Genomic DNA, 19,713 nt, shown 5'->3' with positions numbered 1-19,713 from the left:
CCAAGGAGGGGTAACATTTCGCGATTGTATTCCTTTTTAAGCAACTTACAATCGAAAAGATATCAAAATGGTGGAATATAAAATTGCTCGTGTAGACACAAAATAGCGCTCTAGTGATTAGAGCACTACTCCTTGTTTACTATAGAATCCCCAAGTCACCTTCAATGGTTACTGGGTACATAGAAATGCCTTTGCGTGGGTCCTCTTCGATGAATTTGATCGAGTACTCCTTGTCGGACTTTTGATTAAGCTTAAAAACGATAACAATTCGATGTCCCCTCAGAAACTCGTTAATATCAAACGCATCATCAACAGCGACTTTATCTCGGCGCACCTGAAACAGATACAAAGTGTCAAACAGAGAAGCGTAATATCCCGTATTCACAACATGTGTCTTTGAGAGATAGTTCGCTTCGAGTTTATATCGACCATGAGAGCCGATAAATTTAACACTCCTATCACCAAAATCCCCTTCCATTACAAAATTGCTGCTGAGTGCATTAACCCATGGAATAGACAATAGAGCGATGAATAAGATTAGGTAGATGATTACTTTTTTCTTCGTAGTCATTATCACCACCCCACCAAGCGGCCATTGAAGACCACTTCATCAAATAAATGTTCACTCTCTGCTTTTTGCATCTTACCGATCCACTTACCATCCCCTCGATCTGCAAGCTTAACGTGAGTGAGTCCTCGGAAATAACGAGATAAATCTAAACTGATCACCTTCTCAGCGAACTCGGGGTCAAGGCCTTCGATGTAATTCCCATCAAGTGAAAAGAAATACATTGAACTGCCTAAAGAAGCATAGATACCAGTGTGAACGCGGTACACTTGGCCATCAAAAGTATGGATGGTTTTGTAGATACCCGATTTAGCCGTCAATAAGATCTCATGCTCTTCATCTTGAAAGTGGGCGTAACCAGAAAAATAAGTACCAAGAGAAAAGAACCATGGGAGAAAAAACGCAATGCCGATTACAACGAGTAATCTAAAGCTCAGTCTTTTTACGTTAGCCACCGACTCCTCCAAAGCAATCAAAACACTCAAATGCCTCGCGATAAACGAAGTAGAAAGTGACGATGCCAACAATTATCCCGAGTGAAACCTCCCAAAAAATCGGCTTTCTGATCAGCTTTTTTATCCCTGTATGTTGAATCTCAACATGTCGAGGTTCCGATTTGTCAGCCTCCTCTTTTATGTCGGCTAGATTCTCTACAACAGGTTCCGCTACTACCGTTTCTTCTACTTCAGGGTTACTAGCATCTGAAGCGCCATTCTCATGCTCTATCCCGACATTTTTTGCATTGATGAATACATAGCCTTCACCAGGAAGGTTATTTATCTCAAAACCCAATTCGAGACTGTCGAGCTTTTTGCGTAACTTCATAATTGCAACCGCAAGCGAGTTTTCTCCCACAACTCTTCCGGGCCACCCCAATTCAATCAACGCCTGTTTATCGATGACCTCGCCATGAGAATCACAAAAAGCGAGAAGCAAATTATATTCACTCCGATTCAGTTCAAGTGGTTGATTCTCCTTTCCCGATTCACTATCGACCAAGGTAATCGTTCTTCTAACCGTATCAATAGATAGCCGTTCGTACATCTTTAACCTCGTGCAACCCCATTAGCATTAATTGTTGTATAAAAAAATATAAATTCAAATTTTTCATACTCTTATAAATAAAATTCAACTGAATTAAATCTCTTTTAATCCTCGATAAAGCACTATTAACAGCCTTTTATTTCCAAATTTTCGCTCAATCGATTCAAATTGCCGTCGACGAAAAACGGCTCGATTTCATATTGGATACGAACCAACAACTTTTTTAAACATAGGTGAAAAACATGAAACTTAATACATTTTTCTTGATGGGCGCGACAGCAATCACTTTCGCTTCTGGGGCGGTAAATGCAGCAGATGAAGCAAGTGCCGAAGTTATCTGGAGCGGTCTAATTGGCAGCTCTGTTCCTAGCGCAAACCTAAAGATTACAGGTGAAGGCGGCGGCGAGATTGCTTCCGGCACTCTTTTCATTGAGAAAGACGGCAAGTTCACTTCTACAGAGGTGATTCTTGAAGCTCGTGACTATGACTCTGCATTAGAAACCGTTGGTGACCGTCAGCCTCTAGCAACATGGTCATACATCAGCGCTCAAGTAATGATGGATGGTTCAATGTCATACGAAGCTGACGTAGCGGTAACTGATCAACTATCAGGCACGACATTCACTCAGGGTAATTTCAATGAACTTCAAACAGGCGTTGTTGCTCTGACGGTTAAAAATGAACAACCAATCACCGATATTGCTGTACAAGGCGAAGGTCAAGTTAGTGTTCAAATGACCGCTAGCTACGAAGACGGCCTTTAATTGACAAAAGGGGGAAACGTGAAGTTTTCTTTGATTCGTTCGTTATTTTGCATCTTGACTGGAACATTCGTTTTCAGCGTAAAAGCAGAAACACACATTTTTCAGTTGGTCAGTGAAATCGATAAAAGTCAGTTTTTCTCTCACCAGATTACTGACATCGCGTTTTCCCCTTCTTCATTAACACTAAAAACAAATACGAAAACGAACACATTTAATGATGCGTTCACTTTGTTGACGGTCACGACAGACATTCCGAGTTCTGACCAATCAATGAAGTTTCAACTCTTTATGAAGAGCAACACTTCACAGTGTTACAGCGCGGATGAGACGGCCCTAGTAACACCGTCAGATTTTGCTCAAGTTTACATTGAGGGACAACCATTAACAGAGATTGAACCTTTGTTAATGGAGTTCAATCAAGCTTCGGATGGCGTAAAGGTTGGCGAATACGACGTCAAATTTTCTTTCGGGACCTTGCCTGAGAGCGCGAGCTTATGTCAAGGCGAACTATCTGTGCTAGCGGAGCTTTCATTGTGAATAAAATTTCCACCGTTGCTACCAGTATTTTGGTAACACTTTCGTTTAGTGACACTTCTTTTGCGGCACCGATCCCTCAAGGTTTTCAAGATTTCTATGAGCAACAAGCTCGAGATGTCGAAATCAAAGGGCTGAATGGTTCGTTCATCACGTTGCCGATGTTAGTCACATACAACTCAGTGCAACTTCAAGATCAGAATGACGTTCAAACGTTAGTGGAGCACTTAGTGCACTCTGGCTTAACCAAGGTGACGGCTACGAAAATTACTAATGATTTGGTGCTTGGCGCAGAAAACAGCGTTGATTGTGTGGGTGACTTGAACCTATGTTCTCTTAATCCTGAGTCATACGATGTTTTCTATGATTACCACACAAACAAGCTCTACATTTACGTCAATAAAGCGTTGCTTGCCAATACAAAACCGGGAGCAATAAAGAAAGACTACGCGTCAACGTACAATGCAAATCCTGGTTTGATCAATCGCGCAAATGTATACACAACGTCAAGCTTTAGCGGTAGCCCTAACCTGTCACTCAGTGACCAACTCATTTTGGGTCTACCTTATGGCTCGGTACATCTTGACACTTATGTCAGCAACCAAGAAGGAACCTCCGAGGTTAACTACGGTTACTACAATATCGAACACAAAAACTTGCGCCTAACCGCCGGCTATCATCAAGACCGCTTGGCATTGAACAGCACATCGTTTTTATTGAATGGCACTCAGTACCATGAAGCTAGTGTAAATCTATCTTCAAGTAAGAACCTAAGTCGAGCAAATAGCAATGATGACCAGTTTTTGTTTTTTTATGCCCCTTCTAGTGGCGTTCTAAAAGTTTACAAAGACGAACAGATCATCGTCCAAAAGTCGGTCACAGAAGGCCAAGGCAGTATTCGCTATTCAGAGCTTCCTAGTGGTGTTTACGACGTGATGGTAGAGATCACTGCTGGTTCTCAAGTGGTTTCCTCGGAGTCAGTTCGTGTTTATAACGCACAAACCGATACGCTTAACACCGGAGAGTTCGACTATTTTATTTCAGCAGGTCAATTCCAAGGAGCGGATGTTGAGGTCATCAATGAAGACGATGAATTTGAAGCGCAGAAGACTGAGTCTTTCGAAGCCAAGCCTTATCTCCAAGGCATAGTGGCATATAAATGGTCTGATACTCAAACCCTCGCCTTGGGCTCTACTGTGACCGAAGAGCACAACATGGGGCAAGTTGGCCTCAAAGGGTATTTACCATTTGAGAGCCGTTATGAAGTGATGGCCTCTTCAATTGATGGCGAAGCCTCTTACTTATCTGGCTACTTAAATGTGGGCCGCATCGGCGTCACCTATGAAAAGCTCGATAACGAAGAGAAGAACCGCTTTGCCCAGTACCTGTATGGCGCCGCGAGCAAGGAGCAACTGAGTCTATCGAGCAGCTTCACACTAGGTAAAAAAATCCGTGGATATGGGTCGGTAAACTACTTAAATCAGGCAGATATCTACAACAACGAGCGTAAAAACTGGTTCTTATCATCAGGGTTAAGTGCACCTTTCGTGCTTGATTCTAATCTTGATGTCAACCTGAGCTACAACAACGAATCGTTGGCTTCTGACTTTGATGAAGGCGAACTGACTCTTGCTATTAATTGGTCTGTACCCTTGTCCTTTAAGCTAAGAGGCAAGTCAAGTGTCACCATAGATCAAGATGGCTTTAGCCAATACACCAACAGTCTAGAAACTCGTGATCTGCTCGATAGTGAAGAGAAGGATCTCCGTCTAACGGCAAGCAACAGCTACTATGCAAACTCGTCGCAATCTTCACTCAACAATGTGACAGCTTATGCGGCAAACCGAAACGAACATTATCAGGCAGATGGTTTTGTGTACCTTGCTGACAACGGTGAAAAGTCAGTTAACGCGTCGCTAAGCAGTACACAAGTTATTGGTAAGAATAGCATTCACTTCACTACGAAGCAGAGTGATGCGTACGTCTCTGTTGATACGAAAAACAACATTCGTTTTGACAATGGAGAGGACCAAACAAAAGGTTTGTTGGTGGTAAAAGCTGACGACAAAGTGAAGCATAAAGAATACATCTATGGTGATTCTGGCTTGATTTCACTCGATAAATATCAAACCAGCACTATCGAATTAGATGTGGAGAGTGTTGCGCTGCACAACACAGGTCAGCAAAACGCGACGGGTTATACGCACCCAGGAACCGTAATTGAACTCAACTCAAATGTCAGCCGAGTCATCAGCTTTGTAAGTAAATTCAAAGATATTTTCGGTAACGACATTGAGACTATCGAATGTGAAGGCCCTGCGTGTTTGTCTATCTCAAACATTACTTCAGGTATTCACAAGGTTGATGTTCAAGAAGGGCAAACTTTTTCACTCAAGAGCGGTGGCCAGCAATGTTATTTACCATCGATAGACGATGCAAAACAATTAAACTTTGGCACAAATTACTGCCAGCCAGATCTTGAACCATTGGAGTCAATAGTTCTGGTCAAAAACAATCGAGAAATCAATGTGATGTACATCGGTCAGTTCGATGACCTCACGGAGATTAACCAACAACTTAAGGCAATGACCAACAATGGCGCTGAACTGCTAACAACGCGTTTGGGCCGTAAGTCTTTTGTTTACCTGACTGGAGATAAGGATCTTCAACTCAGTCATCAACAACGTCAAAACATTGAAAACGTCGCTCAGTACGCCAACTCGGAAACGCAACAAGAGCGCGACTTTGTACTTAATAGACCAGAAGGTAACTGATGATGAAATCACTTCCAATTTTCGCTGCTGCACTTATTTCAACGGCAGCTTCAGCAATGAATGTAGATACTATGTTGTTAGTAGGTGACGAATACGGAAACGGCATTTTCACTATCTCAAACAACAAATCGACCACTGAGTTCATTCAATCGAATATCACTCAGCTGCAAGTTAAAAATGGCGAACTGACGCGCACACCTTATACAGAGTCAAACTTCTCTGATTGGCGCGTAACGTTAACTCATCCAAAGATGATCCTTGAATCAGGCCGCCAAAAGCAAGTTGGTGTGCGTTCCTTGTGTGGTAACAAATGTGATTTTAACGAAGACCAATACTACCTAGTTAGCTTTGAACCATCACCTTACGACCCAGAAGGAAAATCACAGTCTGCTGTGACGATCAACTTTGGCTATCGTCCTCTCTTTGTGATTCCTGCGAAAACACAGAAAATCGACTACTCAGTATCACTGTCGAACGGGAAACTGCACATCAACAACACGGGTAACAGCTTCATCCGCGCTTATGTGGACCAATGTACAGATAAGGTAACAGAAGACTGCGAATTTACCGCTATGTCCTTGTCAGGCCGTGAGCGCACGTATGAATTGCCTAAAAACATCTCAAAAGATCAAGTAGAAGTGACCGTTATTAACCATGACGAAAGCTACCATAAAAAGATAACGTTAAAGGATGGCAAGTAATGATTCGTTCTGCTTCTTGGTTACTGTTGCTTGCAGCCCCGCTGGTTCATGGCGCCACGCTTAATGTTCACATTGAAGGTCAACAATTGCGACTTGAGAACGCCATTGCTTTAGGTGGCAACACATACACCTTAAGTGACTGGACAGTAGCAAGTGGTCTCACTCCCACAGATCGTTTTCTTCCGGGCGCGTACCTAACCAACAAGCCAGATGAAATGACGTTAACTGGACCGACTGGGGCAAGCGTTAATGCCCCTATCGGGCTGAAAGGCGTGCAATACAACGTGTCATCTAACAATTATGTTCGTAATGACACTCAACTTGTAACCCCAAGCTGCGCAACATCGCAGCTATCTGGAAATACTGTCACTCTTGCAGATGACAGCACGCAAAGTTGTAGCGCTAGCTTTTCTCTTGATTACAGCAATGAGGTTACCCCTTTTTATTTTTACAGGCCAACATTTGACTTGGATACAACCGCACTCTTGGCCGCTTTGCAGGGACAAGAGAAAGGTGTGTACACGGCAACCATTCCTGCTGACATTCGATACTACTATCAGTCGTCAGGTGGCGCCCTTACCTATCGTGTTTTATCTGACGTTTTCACCGTCAATATCAATTATGTTCCTAACAGTTTGGAAAGCATCGATGTGGCTGGTGATGGTGTAATGAACCCTACTTATGACACAACCAACCATACTGTGTCAGCTGAAACCATGTTCAATATTACCGCAACAGGAACCTTTAGCACGGGATTATCTATGACTTTGCTAACCCATGATTTCACGTTGACGTCCAACACTGGGAAGACAGAGATCCCGTTTAGTATTGAATGTACTTCCACAAACTGTGAGGACCCTATTTGGGTAGAAAATGGTGTAAACAAACTGACGAATGACGAAACAAGTTATGTACTCGATGCGCCAACCAATGTGATTAATTTTGATCTCATGGTGAGTTACCAAGATATTCCTTCAACCAAAGTTGAATCCGGCACTTACTCTGGAAGTTTCACCGTTATGTTCGAGGAGCTGTATTAATGAATAGAACTACGTTCATAATGGGAATCATTGCAGGCTTCTCTTCTGTTGCTATTGCAGAGCCTACCAACTGGTACGTGGGAGGCTCCCTCACCCATAACGGCAAAACGGATACCGAGTTCTCTGATTCCTCTTTTGGAGGAGGGATAAAGCTTGGCTATCAACTCTCTCCAACCTGGGCAATAGAAGCGTCAACCGGTACATATGGCCAGCTAGATATGCTCAAAGTCGGTGAATACCGAAACACCACTCAAAACATCTCTCGCTATGGAACCGATCTGTCGTTGCTGGGCACCTTGCCTCTATCTAAACGCTACAAACTTTACGGTGGGTTGGGCATGATATCGGAAAACGACGAGCGCTCGCCCATCGCACAAATTGGCATTCGATATGAGCTAAACTCGCTTTGGGCGTTCAACTTTGGCTACAAGTTCATTTCCAGTCAGGAGCCAGACTATAAATTGCAATCATTGGGGTTCGGGATTCAATATCGATTCCAAAAGACCAACACTCAAGCGCCCTCTCCTGTTTATGATGAGATTCAAGTGGTTTCTGAAACACAAACAGACAAGCAAGTTATACCGGTCATGGAATACACAGATCGCGACACAGAGTGTAAGGCGAACCTATATCGCGTAAAAGAAGGGGATTGGTTGTACAAAATCGCAAGCCAACATCACATTTCATTTACCGAGCTGATGTCAGCCAACGATGGCTTTAAAACCTTACATGATATAGACGTTATTCATCCAAAGGATACCGTCATAATCCCAAACTTGCAGTGCCAATAAACTATGTTGCTTTGTATCAATGAGGCTAATCTCGCCATTGATGCCTATGACGACTCAACAAAAAGCTTAGTCATGTCGGTATCCATGAGCGTAAGCAGCTTAAACATCGCGAAAACACTCTTCGATGACACCGACAAAATTTACAGCCGAGATGCCCTCATCGCGGCGGGTTGGCCAGATAAGCCTATCGGCTCTAACTCACTGAACGTGAGTATCATGAAACTGCGTAGAAAACTGGGCACTATAAACTCGCACATTGAAATCCGGGCTTATCCAACGCAAGGCTACAAACTGGTTTTGCCTGTTGGTGTAAACCTAATGTCATTGCGATCCAGGGCAACCAAGGACTTTACCTCTCTCTCCGACTCAAAACAAACGGGAGAAAGGGCAGGACCATTGCAAGCGCCGTCTTACCCAACTCAAGCTAACCTCCCCTCAATTCGTTGGGGAGACATCTTCCTTAGCGTTCTCATTTTGCTTTACAGCAGCGCGCTTTATTACTCTTTATACTAATCATGAACTTCAAAAGAACGATTGGTATTGCGACGCTCATTGTTGCAATGCCTTTTATCAATGCTACTGGTGGTGATTTCACCGTGTATTCGCCTGTGACCTCAACACGACTAGAAACGCACGTACAATTTTCCCATGGCTTTTATTCATCACTCCAATTCATGCCTCATGACGTCATTCGTCATAGCCAAGGGCTTTATGCGGTGGTAAACAATACGGTATTTATGCTGTCTTTTAACAAGAGCTATGAATTTTTAGATGGCAATCAAAATGCTGCCCAAACAATAACGCTCAACGCTAAAGATTACCTCTCTCAAATCAACGTCGCTCAACTCGATGAAAAAAGTAACACCGTTTATCTCAGCAAGAGGTTTGAATATGAAAGGCTCGATAATGTCGAAATTACTGGCCAAATGGGCTTCTGGTAAGCTCTCATTGTGGAAGGTGTCGATAATTATAGGGGGCTTGGTAATCCTAAGTCCTTGGTTAAGTTTGCTAGGCTCGAAGTTCTCCATAGAAAGCCAATTGAGCAACCCTAACCGAAAACTCAGCGTGTACGTAAACAATGGTTTGTTTACTTTCATTACCACATTAGAAGACGGAACAATGAGAAAGAGTTCCGGCATTGTCGGTTACACAAACAGCAGCTTTTACTTCTTGACGCTGAACAGCCAGTACTTGTACATCGCTGATCACTCTTCACAAGCGTTTAAAAGGGATCTCATCAACGCAAACAACCGATATTTTGACGCAAGAATTGAACGCCTAAACAAACAAGAGTTTTTGCTGACCTACGATGAAGAAATTGAGTCTGAAGGGACACAGAAGCAACTTGCCAGGCTATCCGGCCAGTTGAATTGGTATTAAAAAAGCTAGCCAAGATTGGCTAGCTTTTCATTAGTCAAAAGACGCAAACTTAGCATCAGTAACGTACGTCATAACCCCTAAAGAGTTACTGTCACGACTAATACGGCTGCTGATTTGCACCCAATAAGGTTGGTCTGGATCCATTCCTGCCCAATCCATGTTAAATGATACTGATGGTTCTAGTGGTTTGTCTGACGTCTCTGAGGAGTAAACCATAAAGTGACCATTGTTATTTTCAAACCAAATATGCCTCTCATGAGAGGCTACGTTCATATCAGCTAGACCTACCGAGTTTCCATAACCAGAAAAAACCTGTGTTCTCTCATTCCAGTAGTTGGTCACTATTTCAAACGCTTTGTTACTACGAGGTGAGCCTGGTTGATAGGCTGCATCCCCCCAACCTGACTGAGGGACTATAGATTCTTGCTGAACGATAAACGATAACTTACCGGATATCGCATCTTTTTCTCCGAAGTTTTCGACTTTAACGTAACCAATAAAGTTTCTACCAGTAAAAGAGCGTTCATTAAATACTGATAGTGCTCTTATTGATCCGCCTGTTCCATAATAGAGTGATGGAATGCCGATATCATCTATCGGCAAAATCGTACCACTCTCTGCTGCAACACGATTCCACTTATTGCTTTCATTCACAGGCAAAGTTGAGGCAGTTACCGCGTCTTTAGACGAATAAGCAATTGAAGATTTTGCATTTGAGCTACTTGTAACACTGATCACTTCATTGTTAAAAGATAAGTCTGTGTATGTGGTAACTGCTGATCCGCTTGCATCCGACAAAAGAGTTTCGCTTGTTTCATAATTACTGAACACGCCTTTTTCACGTTCAGATATGATTTCAATGTTCTGGTATGGCGCTAAACTTCCGTCTGGGTCAGTTACCTTTAAAGACACATCACTTACGTTACTATAAGGGCGCGTAACATATTCAATTTCACTTGAAAAATCCTTCACAGCCTCACTATCTAACAACACACAGGTAACGAACCCCTCACCTGTTAACTTCGCTAACTCAGAAATCGTCCCATCTGTCGCGTTCATGCTCTTGCCACCAGTTTCGGAGATCATGTCTGCACTCCAAAAATCTGCACCCGCAGGCCAGTTTTGAGAGTTAAAAAGGTTACCTTGATTTGTAATGAGTAATTCCCACTCACGGCTGATTGGCAAACGTCCATTCCTTGTCGCACAGTAGTTTTGCGCTTGTTCAAGGTTCATGGTGACCACTTCCGCTCCTTTCGGCCCAGTAACTCCATCTTGTGCTTGATAATTCGTATACGCGGTATTGGTGTAGTCCGCTAGCACCTTACTTACTGGGGCCGTAAACGTAATATCGGCACCAATTGTTGAGTCGTAAATCGTTACATCATCCCAATCTTGAACAAGGCTAAAATCAGGCTCTACTTCAAGATAAACTTGTCCAACCGCGTATCCACCGCGACCATCATTAATGGTGTAAGCAACTTCATGTGCTCCTGGCTCTGAGGAACGAAAAGTAAAGGTATGCTCAGATGCGGACGTAATTTTCGTCTCCGCGTTGTAAGCCCTAACGGATTCGAGGATAACCGCATCTTCTGCATCAGAGATATAGTCCGTTAAATCAATCGTCACCAACATCCCTTTATCTAACTTTCCTTCACGGACATAGTTAAGGGCCACTGGCGGCGTATTCTGTGTATCAGAAACAGCAACATCAATCGTTCCTAGCTTGGTGACTGAACCATCTGTCATTGAGTAAGTAATTCGAGAAACACCCACATCAGAAGGAGTAAAAGTAAGCATGTTGTTAGCCACATCGCTATCCACAATACCAGTGCCAAGCACAGATGCATCAGACGATAGATAGAACACTGATGTATCAAGCTCCTCGGCTAATTCCAGAGAAAGGTCAATCACAACAGGCGTATCAATATCCGTCGTTTCTGCAAGGTTGGGTAATGTATTATCAGCTGCCGTTTCAGACACAGAAACACGAGCAATTGAAGATTCCTCACCAACATAAAGCTCACTATTTTGTGGGGCGACTGTGTATTCGTATTGGCACTCGCCTACTTCGTCAGAGCTAGTCGTAAATGACTGTTCATCAATGGACGTAACCTGGCAACTATCTCCTGACATTGAGCGCACAGATGTCACCTTCATCACCGCGTTGACATCATTTGTAGCCAAAACGTCGATAGCAACTTCTTCACTCACCAATCCTTTAGATTGGATAGGAGAAGTTTCAATGTTCACAGCTTCGGGAGTGCTTCCTTCGACACTGTTGGATGATGAATCATTACCAGAACCACCATTACATGCGGATAAAATTAAAGATAAGGAGAAGATAAAGCTAATTTTTCCAAATACTTTCATGGTCATACCTTTATAAATAACTTGCAAAGTTAGCATCAACGAGAAATGCCTCTAAATCTTCATAGTTTGTGCTTCCCCCAGTTCCTACCCAATAAGGCTTGGTAGGATCTATATCCCCCCAATCGAAAGGCTTTGAAAAATCCGGTTCACTCGGTCTGATTGGTGTATTCGACGAATAGTGGTACAAAAAATCTCCCTTTTTTTGGAACCATAAATATCGGTCTTCATGCTGAACATCAGCTGAATTACTTCCTACAAAGTTGTCAAATCCTTGATATAAATTGAATTGGTTTTTTGAAAACTGCGTCACGATGTTAAAGGTGTCTGAAGTATGTGGTGCACCTGGCTGATCTCGTTCAGGATCTTCCTCCTCATTAAACCAGCTTTGATCAGGTAGATTTCCTTGTTGCTGGATAAAAAACGACACAGCACCACTACCCATTCGCCCTGTATTTTTTATGTGGAGAGCCATAACAAAATCATTTCCTGAAAAGCTCTGTTTATACACAGTGCTGCTACCCATTCCATCCGGAGAGTCATAACTAAAGAGGATAGGCACACCACTTTCACCGATAGACGGTAGAGTGAGGCCATATCTAATATCGATATGATTCCATTTAGTCCCATCTGTAGTCTCCAATGCCGATGCTCCCTCATCTGGGACAAACGGAAATAAATCCCTTGCAGACCCAACTTCAGCAGCAATTACTGATTTACTAAACGATGTATCATAATAAGAAAGCTGTTGTGAGCCATTGGAATCCATTACAAGAGATATTGAAGAGCTTCCAGAGTCAAATACACCAGCTTCACTTAATGCCTCTACTTCTACATCTTGATATGACGCAATCCCCCCATCAGGGTGAAGAACTTCAATCTGATAAACATACTCATTTCCTGTAGCCGATTGTTCTATCGCCGATACTGAGAAATCACTCACTGCTGCACTGTTGAGGTCAACACACGTTGTGTACATAGCCACTGTTTTTGACTGGCTGCCAATCAGGCCATCATTCAAGTTAACCGTCGCGGCATTGGTTTCACTGACTTTGTCTGCTGTCCAATACTTCTGACTCGTTGGCCAATTGTGGTTGCTAAACGCACTGGTTTCATTTGCAACTAAGGTTTCAAGTTCACGTTGAAGGGGTAAACGTCCGCCACGCACCTTGCAGTATTGGCGTGCTTGGGTGAGTGTTTGCGTTACCACCTCTGCATCTTTCAAACCATATTCACCATTTTCTGTATAGGTAGAGGTGTAAGAGGCATTTACGTAGTCTGCATATACTTTTGTCATTGGCGCAAAGAAACGAATCTCTGTATCAATAACAGGGTCGTAAGTGACGATGTCTTCCCAATCTTGAATCAATGAAAAATCAGGCTCTACTTCGATTCGAGCAACCGATGTTGTGTATCCTCCCATGTGGTCACTGACGGTATATGCCACATCGTGAGCACCAGGTGTTGTCGACTCGAACGTAAATTGAGTATTCGTTACGTCCGTTGGCGACAACAATGCGATCGTAGAGTTAAAGTCTTCAACACTGACTAACTGAACGTTATCTCCATCCAAATCAGAGACATATGACGCAACATCTATCGTGGTACTTTCACCAAGTTTGATGAGCTCTTGATGAGCAAAAGTATCGGCAGTTGGTGGAGTGTTTTCAGTCAACTCCGAGACAGAAACCGAAATCGTACCTTGTTTGATAGCAGAGTCGCTTTCGTAGCTGTAGAAAATCTCACTCTGCCCTTTCCCTGTCGGCATAAATTGAATGCGTTGTGAGTCGAGATAAGTAGCACTTCCGTTACCAATAACAACCATCTGTTCTTGTAACTCGTAGCTACTATCTGGCATCGAAGCACCTAACTCCGTTTCAAGGTCAATGATGATTTCTTGATTCTCTGTGGTTGAAGCAGTGATTCTCGGTAGCGATGTCGATGCATATGTTGAAGCAGAAGCAACACGAACATAAGACTCTGACTGTGCGCTACTGCTCATTGGAGAGACTCGGTATTGATACAGGCAATCTTGCGTTTCATTCGAGCTTACATCAAACGACGTTGAGCCAGAACTGACGACCTGACAAGCGTCCCCTGATAACGACTCGACAGACGTAATCTCAAACTCGCTATCATCGCTTGTATTGACATAACCAGTAACGTTAATAGAAGTGCGCTCACCAACAATAGCATTGTTACCGATGTTGGCAGAGAAGATCGCTGTATTGTCGACAGGTGAGGTAATTACCGGATTGTCCGAACCGCCCTCACTACCACCATTACACGCAGTAAGAAGTGTTGCGAGGGAGACGCTTGTTAGTACAGATAGAGATGAATTCCTTTTCAACAGATACATGTTGAACAGTTTCATTGATGTCACTCGGTTGTTGAAGATTCAACCATTTTGGCTGCTACGCTTCAAAGTAACCACTAAATGACTATGATTAGTTATTAACGATTAAGACTATGATTATTAAAATGATTAATTTGAGAATTAATTATTTTTAATTGATGAAATCCAGAGCTCAAGGCTGGTTAGAAGCTTTTGACACTTTCTATTGCCTTAAGTAGTTGGCAAAAATCGAAGCAATCTTGAGTGCTGCTAATTTCATAGTTTAGAGAGTGGGCATCTAAATGAACAGTTGCCACCAGTCGCGTTCTTTCGGGAGTCAACTGAATGATGATTCGGTTGTTGACCAACCCTTGGTGATGTTGAGAGTATCCAATCTCCTTTGAGAATTCAGCTATCGTCGTACGCCACAATGTAATGTGAAATAGTGTTCGGGTCATGATGTGATAATTAATACTGATTGTTCGAGCAGCTATCATCCACACGAGCGAAATCAGTTACCAATAAATGATTGTGAATAATGCCATTAATCGCGTATTGATGAGACATAGCTGTTAACCGTTTTTCCCACGCAACCACAATCTAAAACCCATTCTTCCATAGATTTTCACCATCTGTTTTATACGACGCTATCTCGTTGATTCCAAACAATTACGCCATTCTAAAAAGTTCTAAAACACCGATTTAACCCTAATTAATTTCGATTCACGACCATTCATTTAACACAAGCACTGACCTTCACCATACTTGCCGCCCCAAACGAACGACTTAAGGTATAGGTATGCAAAACGTCAAACTCAATCATGTGTATGCAATGGCATTGAATCATGCACATTCATTTACAGCACTTGAGTTGCTACAAGAAATGGCTGAGCACTCTCCGGAAACCTACACACACACGCTCAATGTATGCTTAATCGCTTATGATTTTGGTGAGTTTCTGAGTTTTACAGATGCGCAGTTAGAGCTGATTTTTGATGCAGCTTTAGTACATGACTTAGGCAAGCTAAAAACACCAACGGCTATCCTCCATAAACATGGCAAGCTTGAGCCAATTGAACGTCAAGTGATGAGCGAGCATGTAAAGCACACCTATCAGATAGCAAGAGGCATTAAAGTTCTAGAAACAGCGACAATGGTTGGTGGTCTTCATCATGAACGTTGGGATGGAAATGGTTATCCATTTCGACTTAAGGGCGACGAGATTCCATTTATCGCGCAAGTGCTCGCGATTGTTGACACATGGGACGCAATGGTTTCAGACAGAGCTTACAGAAAAGGCATGCCTAACTCGAAAGCAATCAACATCCTTTTAACCGAAAAAGATAAAGGCCAGTTTAATCCAAATCTAGTCGAGCTGTTTGTTACTTACATTGATTCTCACGGTAAAAGCAACATGTCATGAAAAACATTTTCTTTCCTATACCTGTTTTGAGTGACTGCCTATATCCAACAGTCACAAACGGAAAAGCCCAAAGTTATTAGCTTTGGGCGTTTCTTCTAACAAAACCTGATTGAGGCGGATGTACGACATATCGAGCGTTACAACGTCATGTGTAAAATTGGAAATGGTTTACCCATATCATCGAGTGGTGAGCGAGATTCGATTTTAAAGCCCATACGTTGGTAAAAACCGACGGCTTGTGGGTTTTGCTCATTCACATCGACTTTTACTGCGCCGAGATATTTGATCGCGTGTTGCAGTAACATCTTACCTATGCCCTTTCCTCTTGCTTGATCTAGAAGAAACAGCATCTCGATTTTCTCCTCATGAACACCAACAAAACCTTGTATTGCACCTGTCGTGTCTTTCACACACTTTAAGGTGACTGCAGGAAATGCCTGCTCAATGATGATCGGTTTAAAAAACTCAATATCTTCTTCTGTGATGAAGTTATGCGTCGCTCGGACTGAATTTTCCCAAACAGCTAGCAGCTCTGCATAGTGTTCAGGAAGCACATTTTCTACCGTCATAGATGTTCTCTCTTTGAGTGGACTGAAGTTCAATGTGCAGCCGCGAAGCGTGAGTCTAGCAACTTGGTGATGACGTGTACATTGGAAGATCCTGTTCATTGAGATCCACTGCCCATCGAATCGAAATGGCGGAGGGTTTGTCCTAGCGCAATTAACCACAATATAAACATGGAAATATCACCTTCTTGATACAACACTTAATAAAAAGGAGGTCGATATGAAAAGATTTCAAAACATCTTATTCGTAAGCCAAGGGTTAGAAGGTAAAAGTGATTCACTGGAACAAGCGATGAAACTCGCTAAGTCGCATGATGCAAGATTATCGGGTTTGATTGTTTGCCCTGCGATGCCAACCAACATGAGCGAGTATCAACACACTTACGAAAACTCTCTGATAGAAAGTTTGTTCTCTGATATCAAAGCAGCACAGGACCTTGACCCCTCTTCCGACATAGTAGAACCGTTCCCAATTAATGTTGAAAGTGGCGATCAGCCTGGCGTCTCCATCATCCAGTCTGTCTCTAAGCAACACTATGATCTCGTAATTAAAGATGCTGAACCGCTGGATGAAGGCAGCAAAGGGTTCAAAGCACTCGACATGAAGCTTCTGAGAAAATGCCCCTGCCCAGTTTGGTTAAACAGAAAACCAAAACACTCAATGGTGAAAAAACGCGTTGCCGTTGCTATCGATCCGATTATCTCCAGTAAAGAACAAGAAGTCCTTACGGTTGAATTGCTGCAACTTGCGCGTGCAATCGCCGACTCTTTCAATCGACAATTACACATCGTGTCGTGCTGGGAATATCAGATGGAAAGCTATTTGAGGCATCACGTGTGGATTCAAATCGAAGACGATGTGCTAGATCAGCAGATCAACGCGCACCGAACTGCACACCGTGAAGCGCTCGATGCCATTATTGCTACCTCTGGTATCGCTGGCGATTCTGTTGTTCATCACCTTCATGGTTCTGCGGATGAGCAAATCCCTCGCTGGGTCACTAAGGAAGAAATCGATGTATTAGTAATGGGTACAATTGCGCGTACCGGAATCCAAGGGGTAATCATTGGTAATACCGCCGAGAATGTCCTGCAATCAATCGACTGCTCACTGGTTGCTTTAAAACCAGAAGGCTTTATCTCTCCCTTGGCGTAAAAATGAAAAAAGCCCGCCTCTCATATCAAGAAGCGGGCCTGCATACGAAGCATTGATGCACAAATGTACTATCCACGATATAGAATGGTGAAAGTTAAAAGCGACATGCAGCGCTGTTAACGAGTCAGATAATACTGGCTTCGTTTAGTGAAAAAGAGGCAGTCTGAAGATGCGTTTTGAAATGTTTGCCTAGCCTAAATGCAAAAAAAAAGCCCTCACTTCCATGGGGCTTCAAGCACTAATTTCGCATTATTGTCGTTATAAGGTGAGGTCTAACTATAGGAGGTGTTAGTTAACGCTCGAAAAGGATATTAACGCATGAAATGCTTTAAGAATAAGCATCTTAGCACACCACTTTTTTCTACTTGCCAATTGTGCAACATCCACTTATCGACGGACCTCAACTTATATTTAGTTAATATGAAAAAGCCACCACTCTATTAATAAGAGCGATGGCTTTGATGCTTGCCTTAGCCAATTCCTTTTGGCTTTAACGAGTGAGATTAGTTAGCTGGACGCCAAACACCCCACTTGTCTTTTTGGTAAGTCGCTTGTGGATTGTCACCACCTTGAATCCACCACTGAGCTTTCCAGTTTTGGTCAGCGTAAGATACCACTTCACCACCTAGGTAAGTTTTCGCAGCGTCCCATGCATCACCACTTGGATCTGGCGTTGGGTCTGGTGTTGGATCCGGATCTGGTGTTGGCTCTGGGTCTACCGTGCTGTCATCTGCAATAACTTCAAACGTGAATGTCTCTGCACGCTCGCTGTTCACTGCATTCGCAACAAACGACAGTGTTTCATTTTGTGTGATTGCCGTTGTATCAACAACGATAGAAGCCGTGCCATTGTTCTGAATGCTAACTGCTGAACCTTGGGTTTGCGTTAGATTCGCTGCTTCGCTAGTTGCAATAACCACTTTGTCGCCAGCATTTACAACCTTGTCACTCTTAACAAGCTCGTAGATGTCACCAGTCAGTGGCTCCACGCCGCCTTCATCACCATCAATAACTGAAATCATGCCAGATGCACGGCTATCTTTTGAGTTAAAGAAGTTGCGTGATGGATCGTTCTGGAAGTACATGTAGTGTGACATTTCTTCATGCCAATCACCGATGAAGACTGCGCCGTCTTTGAACTCGGCGTGCCAACCATTGATTTCTGAAGCCAGTAGACGTTCCCAATCGTTGATGTTTGATGCATTCACTTCGATATCGAAGCTACGTGCCACTTCACCGTATTTGTTGATGATGTCGTATTTCACCGTATCGCCTAGATCTGGACCGACGAAATCAACTGGAATATAAAGGTCGCCCTTCACAAGGTCTGGCTGTGGCGTTGGCTCTGGTGGAGGTGTCTCGCCGCCCACAATAGTGATGTCTGAACAGTTGTAGAAGCCTTCACCCGCAGCATCATCACGCTGCCAGCGAACAAAAAGAATCGCATCACCAGAACGATCTGAAGGGATTGTCACGTTCATGCGGTACTTACCACCGCTCACTGGCACGTTACCTTCTGTCTGGATAAGATCTAGGTCACCCCACGCAAGTGCCTTGCTCAGATCTGCACCTGGTTTGGTTAGGTAAAATTCCCAAAATGAAGGGTTGTGAGGTGCGGTCGCGTTAAACACAAATTCGAATGTTCCTGTGTTTAGTTCCGTACGTGTCCAACCAGTATGCGGTGCGCCCATGCCCTTTTTCTGAGGGTCATTTGCGTAACACAACGTACCATCTGGAATCGCAGCTTTTACTGCCGCCATATTGTTGAAATCCGTAATGTTCTTAGCGTATTCATTACGCTGAACAAAAGGATAAGAACCAGAGATTTCCTTTGCTTGAGCACAAGCCGCATTTGGTGGGTTACCCGACCAAATTCCGCCTTGTTCATAACATGTATTTTGTCGAGCACTCGGAAACTCTGACCAACCGTGAGCATTTGCTGCTGTTGGTAGGCCAGATAGCATCGCCATACCCACTGCTGCTTTAAGAATGTTTTTATTTGCTTTCACTTTTTTCACTCTCTACCGTTTATAGTACAAATAAGATTCAACGGATGTTTTATAACCGTTGTTACTTATTTCATGTTTATAGTTTTAATCAGTAAACAGTTAAAAATAATATACGTAAGTTCTATCAATGAAAGTTTGACGATTATCGATATGAACAAACATCACAAATTTAAATAAAACGACAGTTTCAGAACATACTGACAAAAAACTAACAAATAACAATATTTACAATCACTTAAATAATCATCACAAAAGAAATTT

The 19,713-nt window shown here is 43.0% G+C and carries 18 protein-coding genes; 11 read left to right on the top strand and 7 right to left on the bottom strand.

The features are described from left to right. Positions 1 to 139: 139 nt before the first annotated feature. From VCHENC03_RS13075 to VCHENC03_RS0125840, 3 genes are read right to left on the bottom strand one after another with little or no spacing between them, the layout of a single operon-like run. Positions 140 to 571: a hypothetical protein gene (locus tag VCHENC03_RS13075; RefSeq protein ID WP_009706024.1), complete on the bottom strand. Its 432-nt coding sequence runs from the start codon at positions 569 to 571 to the stop codon at positions 140 to 142. 2 nt (positions 572 to 573) lie between these two features. Beyond that, positions 574 to 1,023, bottom strand: a complete 450-nt coding sequence (locus tag VCHENC03_RS13080; protein ID WP_032802718.1) for a hypothetical protein — start codon at positions 1,021 to 1,023, stop codon at positions 574 to 576. Beyond that, a complete protein-coding gene (locus VCHENC03_RS0125840) occupies positions 1,016 to 1,612 on the bottom strand; it encodes a winged helix-turn-helix domain-containing protein (RefSeq protein WP_032802717.1) in 597 nt (198 codons plus the stop codon). Before VCHENC03_RS0125840 ends, VCHENC03_RS13080 begins: the two co-directional genes overlap by 8 nt. Positions 1,613 to 1,854: 242 nt before the next feature. On the opposite strand from VCHENC03_RS0125840, the gene VCHENC03_RS13085 reads away from it, so the two are divergent. From VCHENC03_RS13085 to VCHENC03_RS13125, 9 genes are all read left to right on the top strand, one after another. Continuing rightward, entirely contained in the window at positions 1,855 to 2,376 is a 522-nt protein-coding gene (locus tag VCHENC03_RS13085) for a hypothetical protein (RefSeq protein WP_009706021.1), read from the top strand. Positions 2,377 to 2,394: 18 nt separating this feature from the next. Continuing rightward, positions 2,395 to 2,913 (top strand): hypothetical protein, encoded by a 519-nt coding sequence (locus VCHENC03_RS13090; RefSeq protein WP_009706020.1) that lies wholly within the window; start codon positions 2,395 to 2,397, stop codon positions 2,911 to 2,913. Continuing rightward, entirely contained in the window at positions 2,910 to 5,684 is a 2,775-nt protein-coding gene (locus VCHENC03_RS13095) for a TcfC E-set like domain-containing protein (RefSeq protein ID WP_009706019.1), read from the top strand. Before VCHENC03_RS13090 ends, VCHENC03_RS13095 begins: the two co-directional genes overlap by 4 nt. After that, positions 5,684 to 6,385, top strand: a complete 702-nt coding sequence (locus tag VCHENC03_RS13100) for a hypothetical protein (protein WP_232310329.1) — start codon at positions 5,684 to 5,686, stop codon at positions 6,383 to 6,385. Before VCHENC03_RS13095 ends, VCHENC03_RS13100 begins: the two co-directional genes overlap by 1 nt. Beyond that, positions 6,385 to 7,425 (top strand): hypothetical protein, encoded by a 1,041-nt coding sequence (locus VCHENC03_RS13105; protein WP_009706017.1) that lies wholly within the window; start codon positions 6,385 to 6,387, stop codon positions 7,423 to 7,425. Before VCHENC03_RS13100 ends, VCHENC03_RS13105 begins: the two co-directional genes overlap by 1 nt. Next, on the top strand, positions 7,425 to 8,216 hold the full coding sequence (locus tag VCHENC03_RS13110; protein WP_083481834.1) for a LysM peptidoglycan-binding domain-containing protein: 792 nt from the start codon (positions 7,425 to 7,427) through the stop codon (positions 8,214 to 8,216). Before VCHENC03_RS13105 ends, VCHENC03_RS13110 begins: the two co-directional genes overlap by 1 nt. A gap of 72 nt (positions 8,217 to 8,288) precedes the next feature. Next, positions 8,289 to 8,729 carry a winged helix-turn-helix domain-containing protein gene (locus VCHENC03_RS13115; RefSeq protein WP_032802716.1) on the top strand — a complete coding sequence of 147 codons (441 nt, stop codon included), beginning with the start codon at positions 8,289 to 8,291 and terminating at the stop codon, positions 8,727 to 8,729. A 2-nt stretch (positions 8,730 to 8,731) separates the two neighbouring features. Then, positions 8,732 to 9,157, top strand: coding sequence for a hypothetical protein (locus tag VCHENC03_RS13120; RefSeq protein ID WP_009706014.1), 426 nt, complete (start codon positions 8,732 to 8,734; stop codon positions 9,155 to 9,157). Further along, the gene (locus VCHENC03_RS13125) at positions 9,123 to 9,596 is read left to right on the top strand and encodes a hypothetical protein (RefSeq protein WP_232310328.1); all 474 of its coding nucleotides are present in this window, start codon (positions 9,123 to 9,125) and stop codon (positions 9,594 to 9,596) included. The genes VCHENC03_RS13120 and VCHENC03_RS13125 overlap by 35 nt, the downstream gene beginning before the upstream one ends. 30 nt (positions 9,597 to 9,626) lie before the next feature. On the opposite strand, the gene VCHENC03_RS13130 is transcribed toward VCHENC03_RS13125, so the two are convergent. Both VCHENC03_RS13130 and VCHENC03_RS13135 read right to left on the bottom strand, forming a co-directional pair. Next, the gene (locus tag VCHENC03_RS13130; protein ID WP_157621127.1) at positions 9,627 to 11,966 is read right to left on the bottom strand and encodes a hypothetical protein; all 2,340 of its coding nucleotides are present in this window, start codon (positions 11,964 to 11,966) and stop codon (positions 9,627 to 9,629) included. A 10-nt stretch (positions 11,967 to 11,976) separates the two neighbouring features. Further along, positions 11,977 to 14,337 (bottom strand): adhesion domain-containing protein, encoded by a 2,361-nt coding sequence (locus VCHENC03_RS13135; protein WP_009706011.1) that lies wholly within the window; start codon positions 14,335 to 14,337, stop codon positions 11,977 to 11,979. A 760-nt stretch (positions 14,338 to 15,097) separates the two neighbouring features. On the opposite strand from VCHENC03_RS13135, the gene VCHENC03_RS13140 reads away from it, so the two are divergent. Then, positions 15,098 to 15,721 carry an HD-GYP domain-containing protein gene (locus VCHENC03_RS13140; RefSeq protein ID WP_009706008.1) on the top strand — a complete coding sequence of 208 codons (624 nt, stop codon included), beginning with the start codon at positions 15,098 to 15,100 and terminating at the stop codon, positions 15,719 to 15,721. Positions 15,722 to 15,858: 137 nt separating this feature from the next. Here VCHENC03_RS13140 and VCHENC03_RS13145 read toward each other — a convergent pair whose 3' ends face one another. Then, a complete protein-coding gene (locus VCHENC03_RS13145; RefSeq protein ID WP_009706007.1) occupies positions 15,859 to 16,290 on the bottom strand; it encodes a GNAT family N-acetyltransferase in 432 nt (143 codons plus the stop codon). A 217-nt stretch (positions 16,291 to 16,507) separates the two neighbouring features. Between VCHENC03_RS13145 and VCHENC03_RS13150 the strand changes: the two genes are divergently transcribed. Next, on the top strand, positions 16,508 to 17,443 hold the full coding sequence (locus VCHENC03_RS13150) for a universal stress protein (protein ID WP_009706006.1): 936 nt from the start codon (positions 16,508 to 16,510) through the stop codon (positions 17,441 to 17,443). Positions 17,444 to 17,946: 503 nt separating this feature from the next. Here the strand turns inward: VCHENC03_RS13150 and VCHENC03_RS13155 are convergent. After that, on the bottom strand, positions 17,947 to 19,413 hold the full coding sequence (locus tag VCHENC03_RS13155; protein WP_230599413.1) for a lytic polysaccharide monooxygenase: 1,467 nt from the start codon (positions 19,411 to 19,413) through the stop codon (positions 17,947 to 17,949). Between the last annotated feature and the right edge of the window lie 300 nt (positions 19,414 to 19,713).

Origin of the sequence: Vibrio sp. HENC-03 (assembly GCF_000305755.2) — a bacterium.
Lineage (GTDB): Bacteria > Pseudomonadota > Gammaproteobacteria > Enterobacterales > Vibrionaceae > Vibrio > Vibrio owensii.
The sequence above is the reverse complement of the archived record's forward strand: the minus strand, read 5'-3'. Positions and strand labels throughout refer to the sequence as shown.

What these genes read in the sequence shown, in the direction of transcription:
- VCHENC03_RS13125 (WP_232310328.1), top strand. Translation starts at nt 9,123, where the DNA reads ATGTCGAAATTACTGGCCAAATGGGCTTCTGGTAAGCTCTCATTGTGG.
- VCHENC03_RS13140 (WP_009706008.1), top strand. Translation starts at nt 15,098, where the DNA reads ATGCAAAACGTCAAACTCAATCATGTGTATGCAATGGCATTGAATCAT.
- VCHENC03_RS13130 (WP_157621127.1), bottom strand. Translation starts at nt 11,966, where the DNA reads ATGAAAGTATTTGGAAAAATTAGCTTTATCTTCTCCTTATCTTTAATT.
- VCHENC03_RS13120 (WP_009706014.1), top strand. Translation starts at nt 8,732, where the DNA reads ATGAACTTCAAAAGAACGATTGGTATTGCGACGCTCATTGTTGCAATG.
- VCHENC03_RS13110 (WP_083481834.1), top strand. Translation starts at nt 7,425, where the DNA reads ATGAATAGAACTACGTTCATAATGGGAATCATTGCAGGCTTCTCTTCT.
- VCHENC03_RS13100 (WP_232310329.1), top strand. Translation starts at nt 5,684, where the DNA reads ATGATGAAATCACTTCCAATTTTCGCTGCTGCACTTATTTCAACGGCA.
- VCHENC03_RS13115 (WP_032802716.1), top strand. Translation starts at nt 8,289, where the DNA reads ATGTCGGTATCCATGAGCGTAAGCAGCTTAAACATCGCGAAAACACTC.
- VCHENC03_RS13145 (WP_009706007.1), bottom strand. Translation starts at nt 16,290, where the DNA reads ATGACGGTAGAAAATGTGCTTCCTGAACACTATGCAGAGCTGCTAGCT.
- VCHENC03_RS0125840 (WP_032802717.1), bottom strand. Translation starts at nt 1,612, where the DNA reads ATGTACGAACGGCTATCTATTGATACGGTTAGAAGAACGATTACCTTG.
- VCHENC03_RS13150 (WP_009706006.1), top strand. Translation starts at nt 16,508, where the DNA reads ATGAAAAGATTTCAAAACATCTTATTCGTAAGCCAAGGGTTAGAAGGT.
- VCHENC03_RS13155 (WP_230599413.1), bottom strand. Translation starts at nt 19,413, where the DNA reads ATGGCGATGCTATCTGGCCTACCAACAGCAGCAAATGCTCACGGTTGG.
- VCHENC03_RS13135 (WP_009706011.1), bottom strand. Translation starts at nt 14,337, where the DNA reads ATGAAACTGTTCAACATGTATCTGTTGAAAAGGAATTCATCTCTATCT.
- VCHENC03_RS13105 (WP_009706017.1), top strand. Translation starts at nt 6,385, where the DNA reads ATGATTCGTTCTGCTTCTTGGTTACTGTTGCTTGCAGCCCCGCTGGTT.
- VCHENC03_RS13085 (WP_009706021.1), top strand. Translation starts at nt 1,855, where the DNA reads ATGAAACTTAATACATTTTTCTTGATGGGCGCGACAGCAATCACTTTC.
- VCHENC03_RS13075 (WP_009706024.1), bottom strand. Translation starts at nt 571, where the DNA reads ATGACTACGAAGAAAAAAGTAATCATCTACCTAATCTTATTCATCGCT.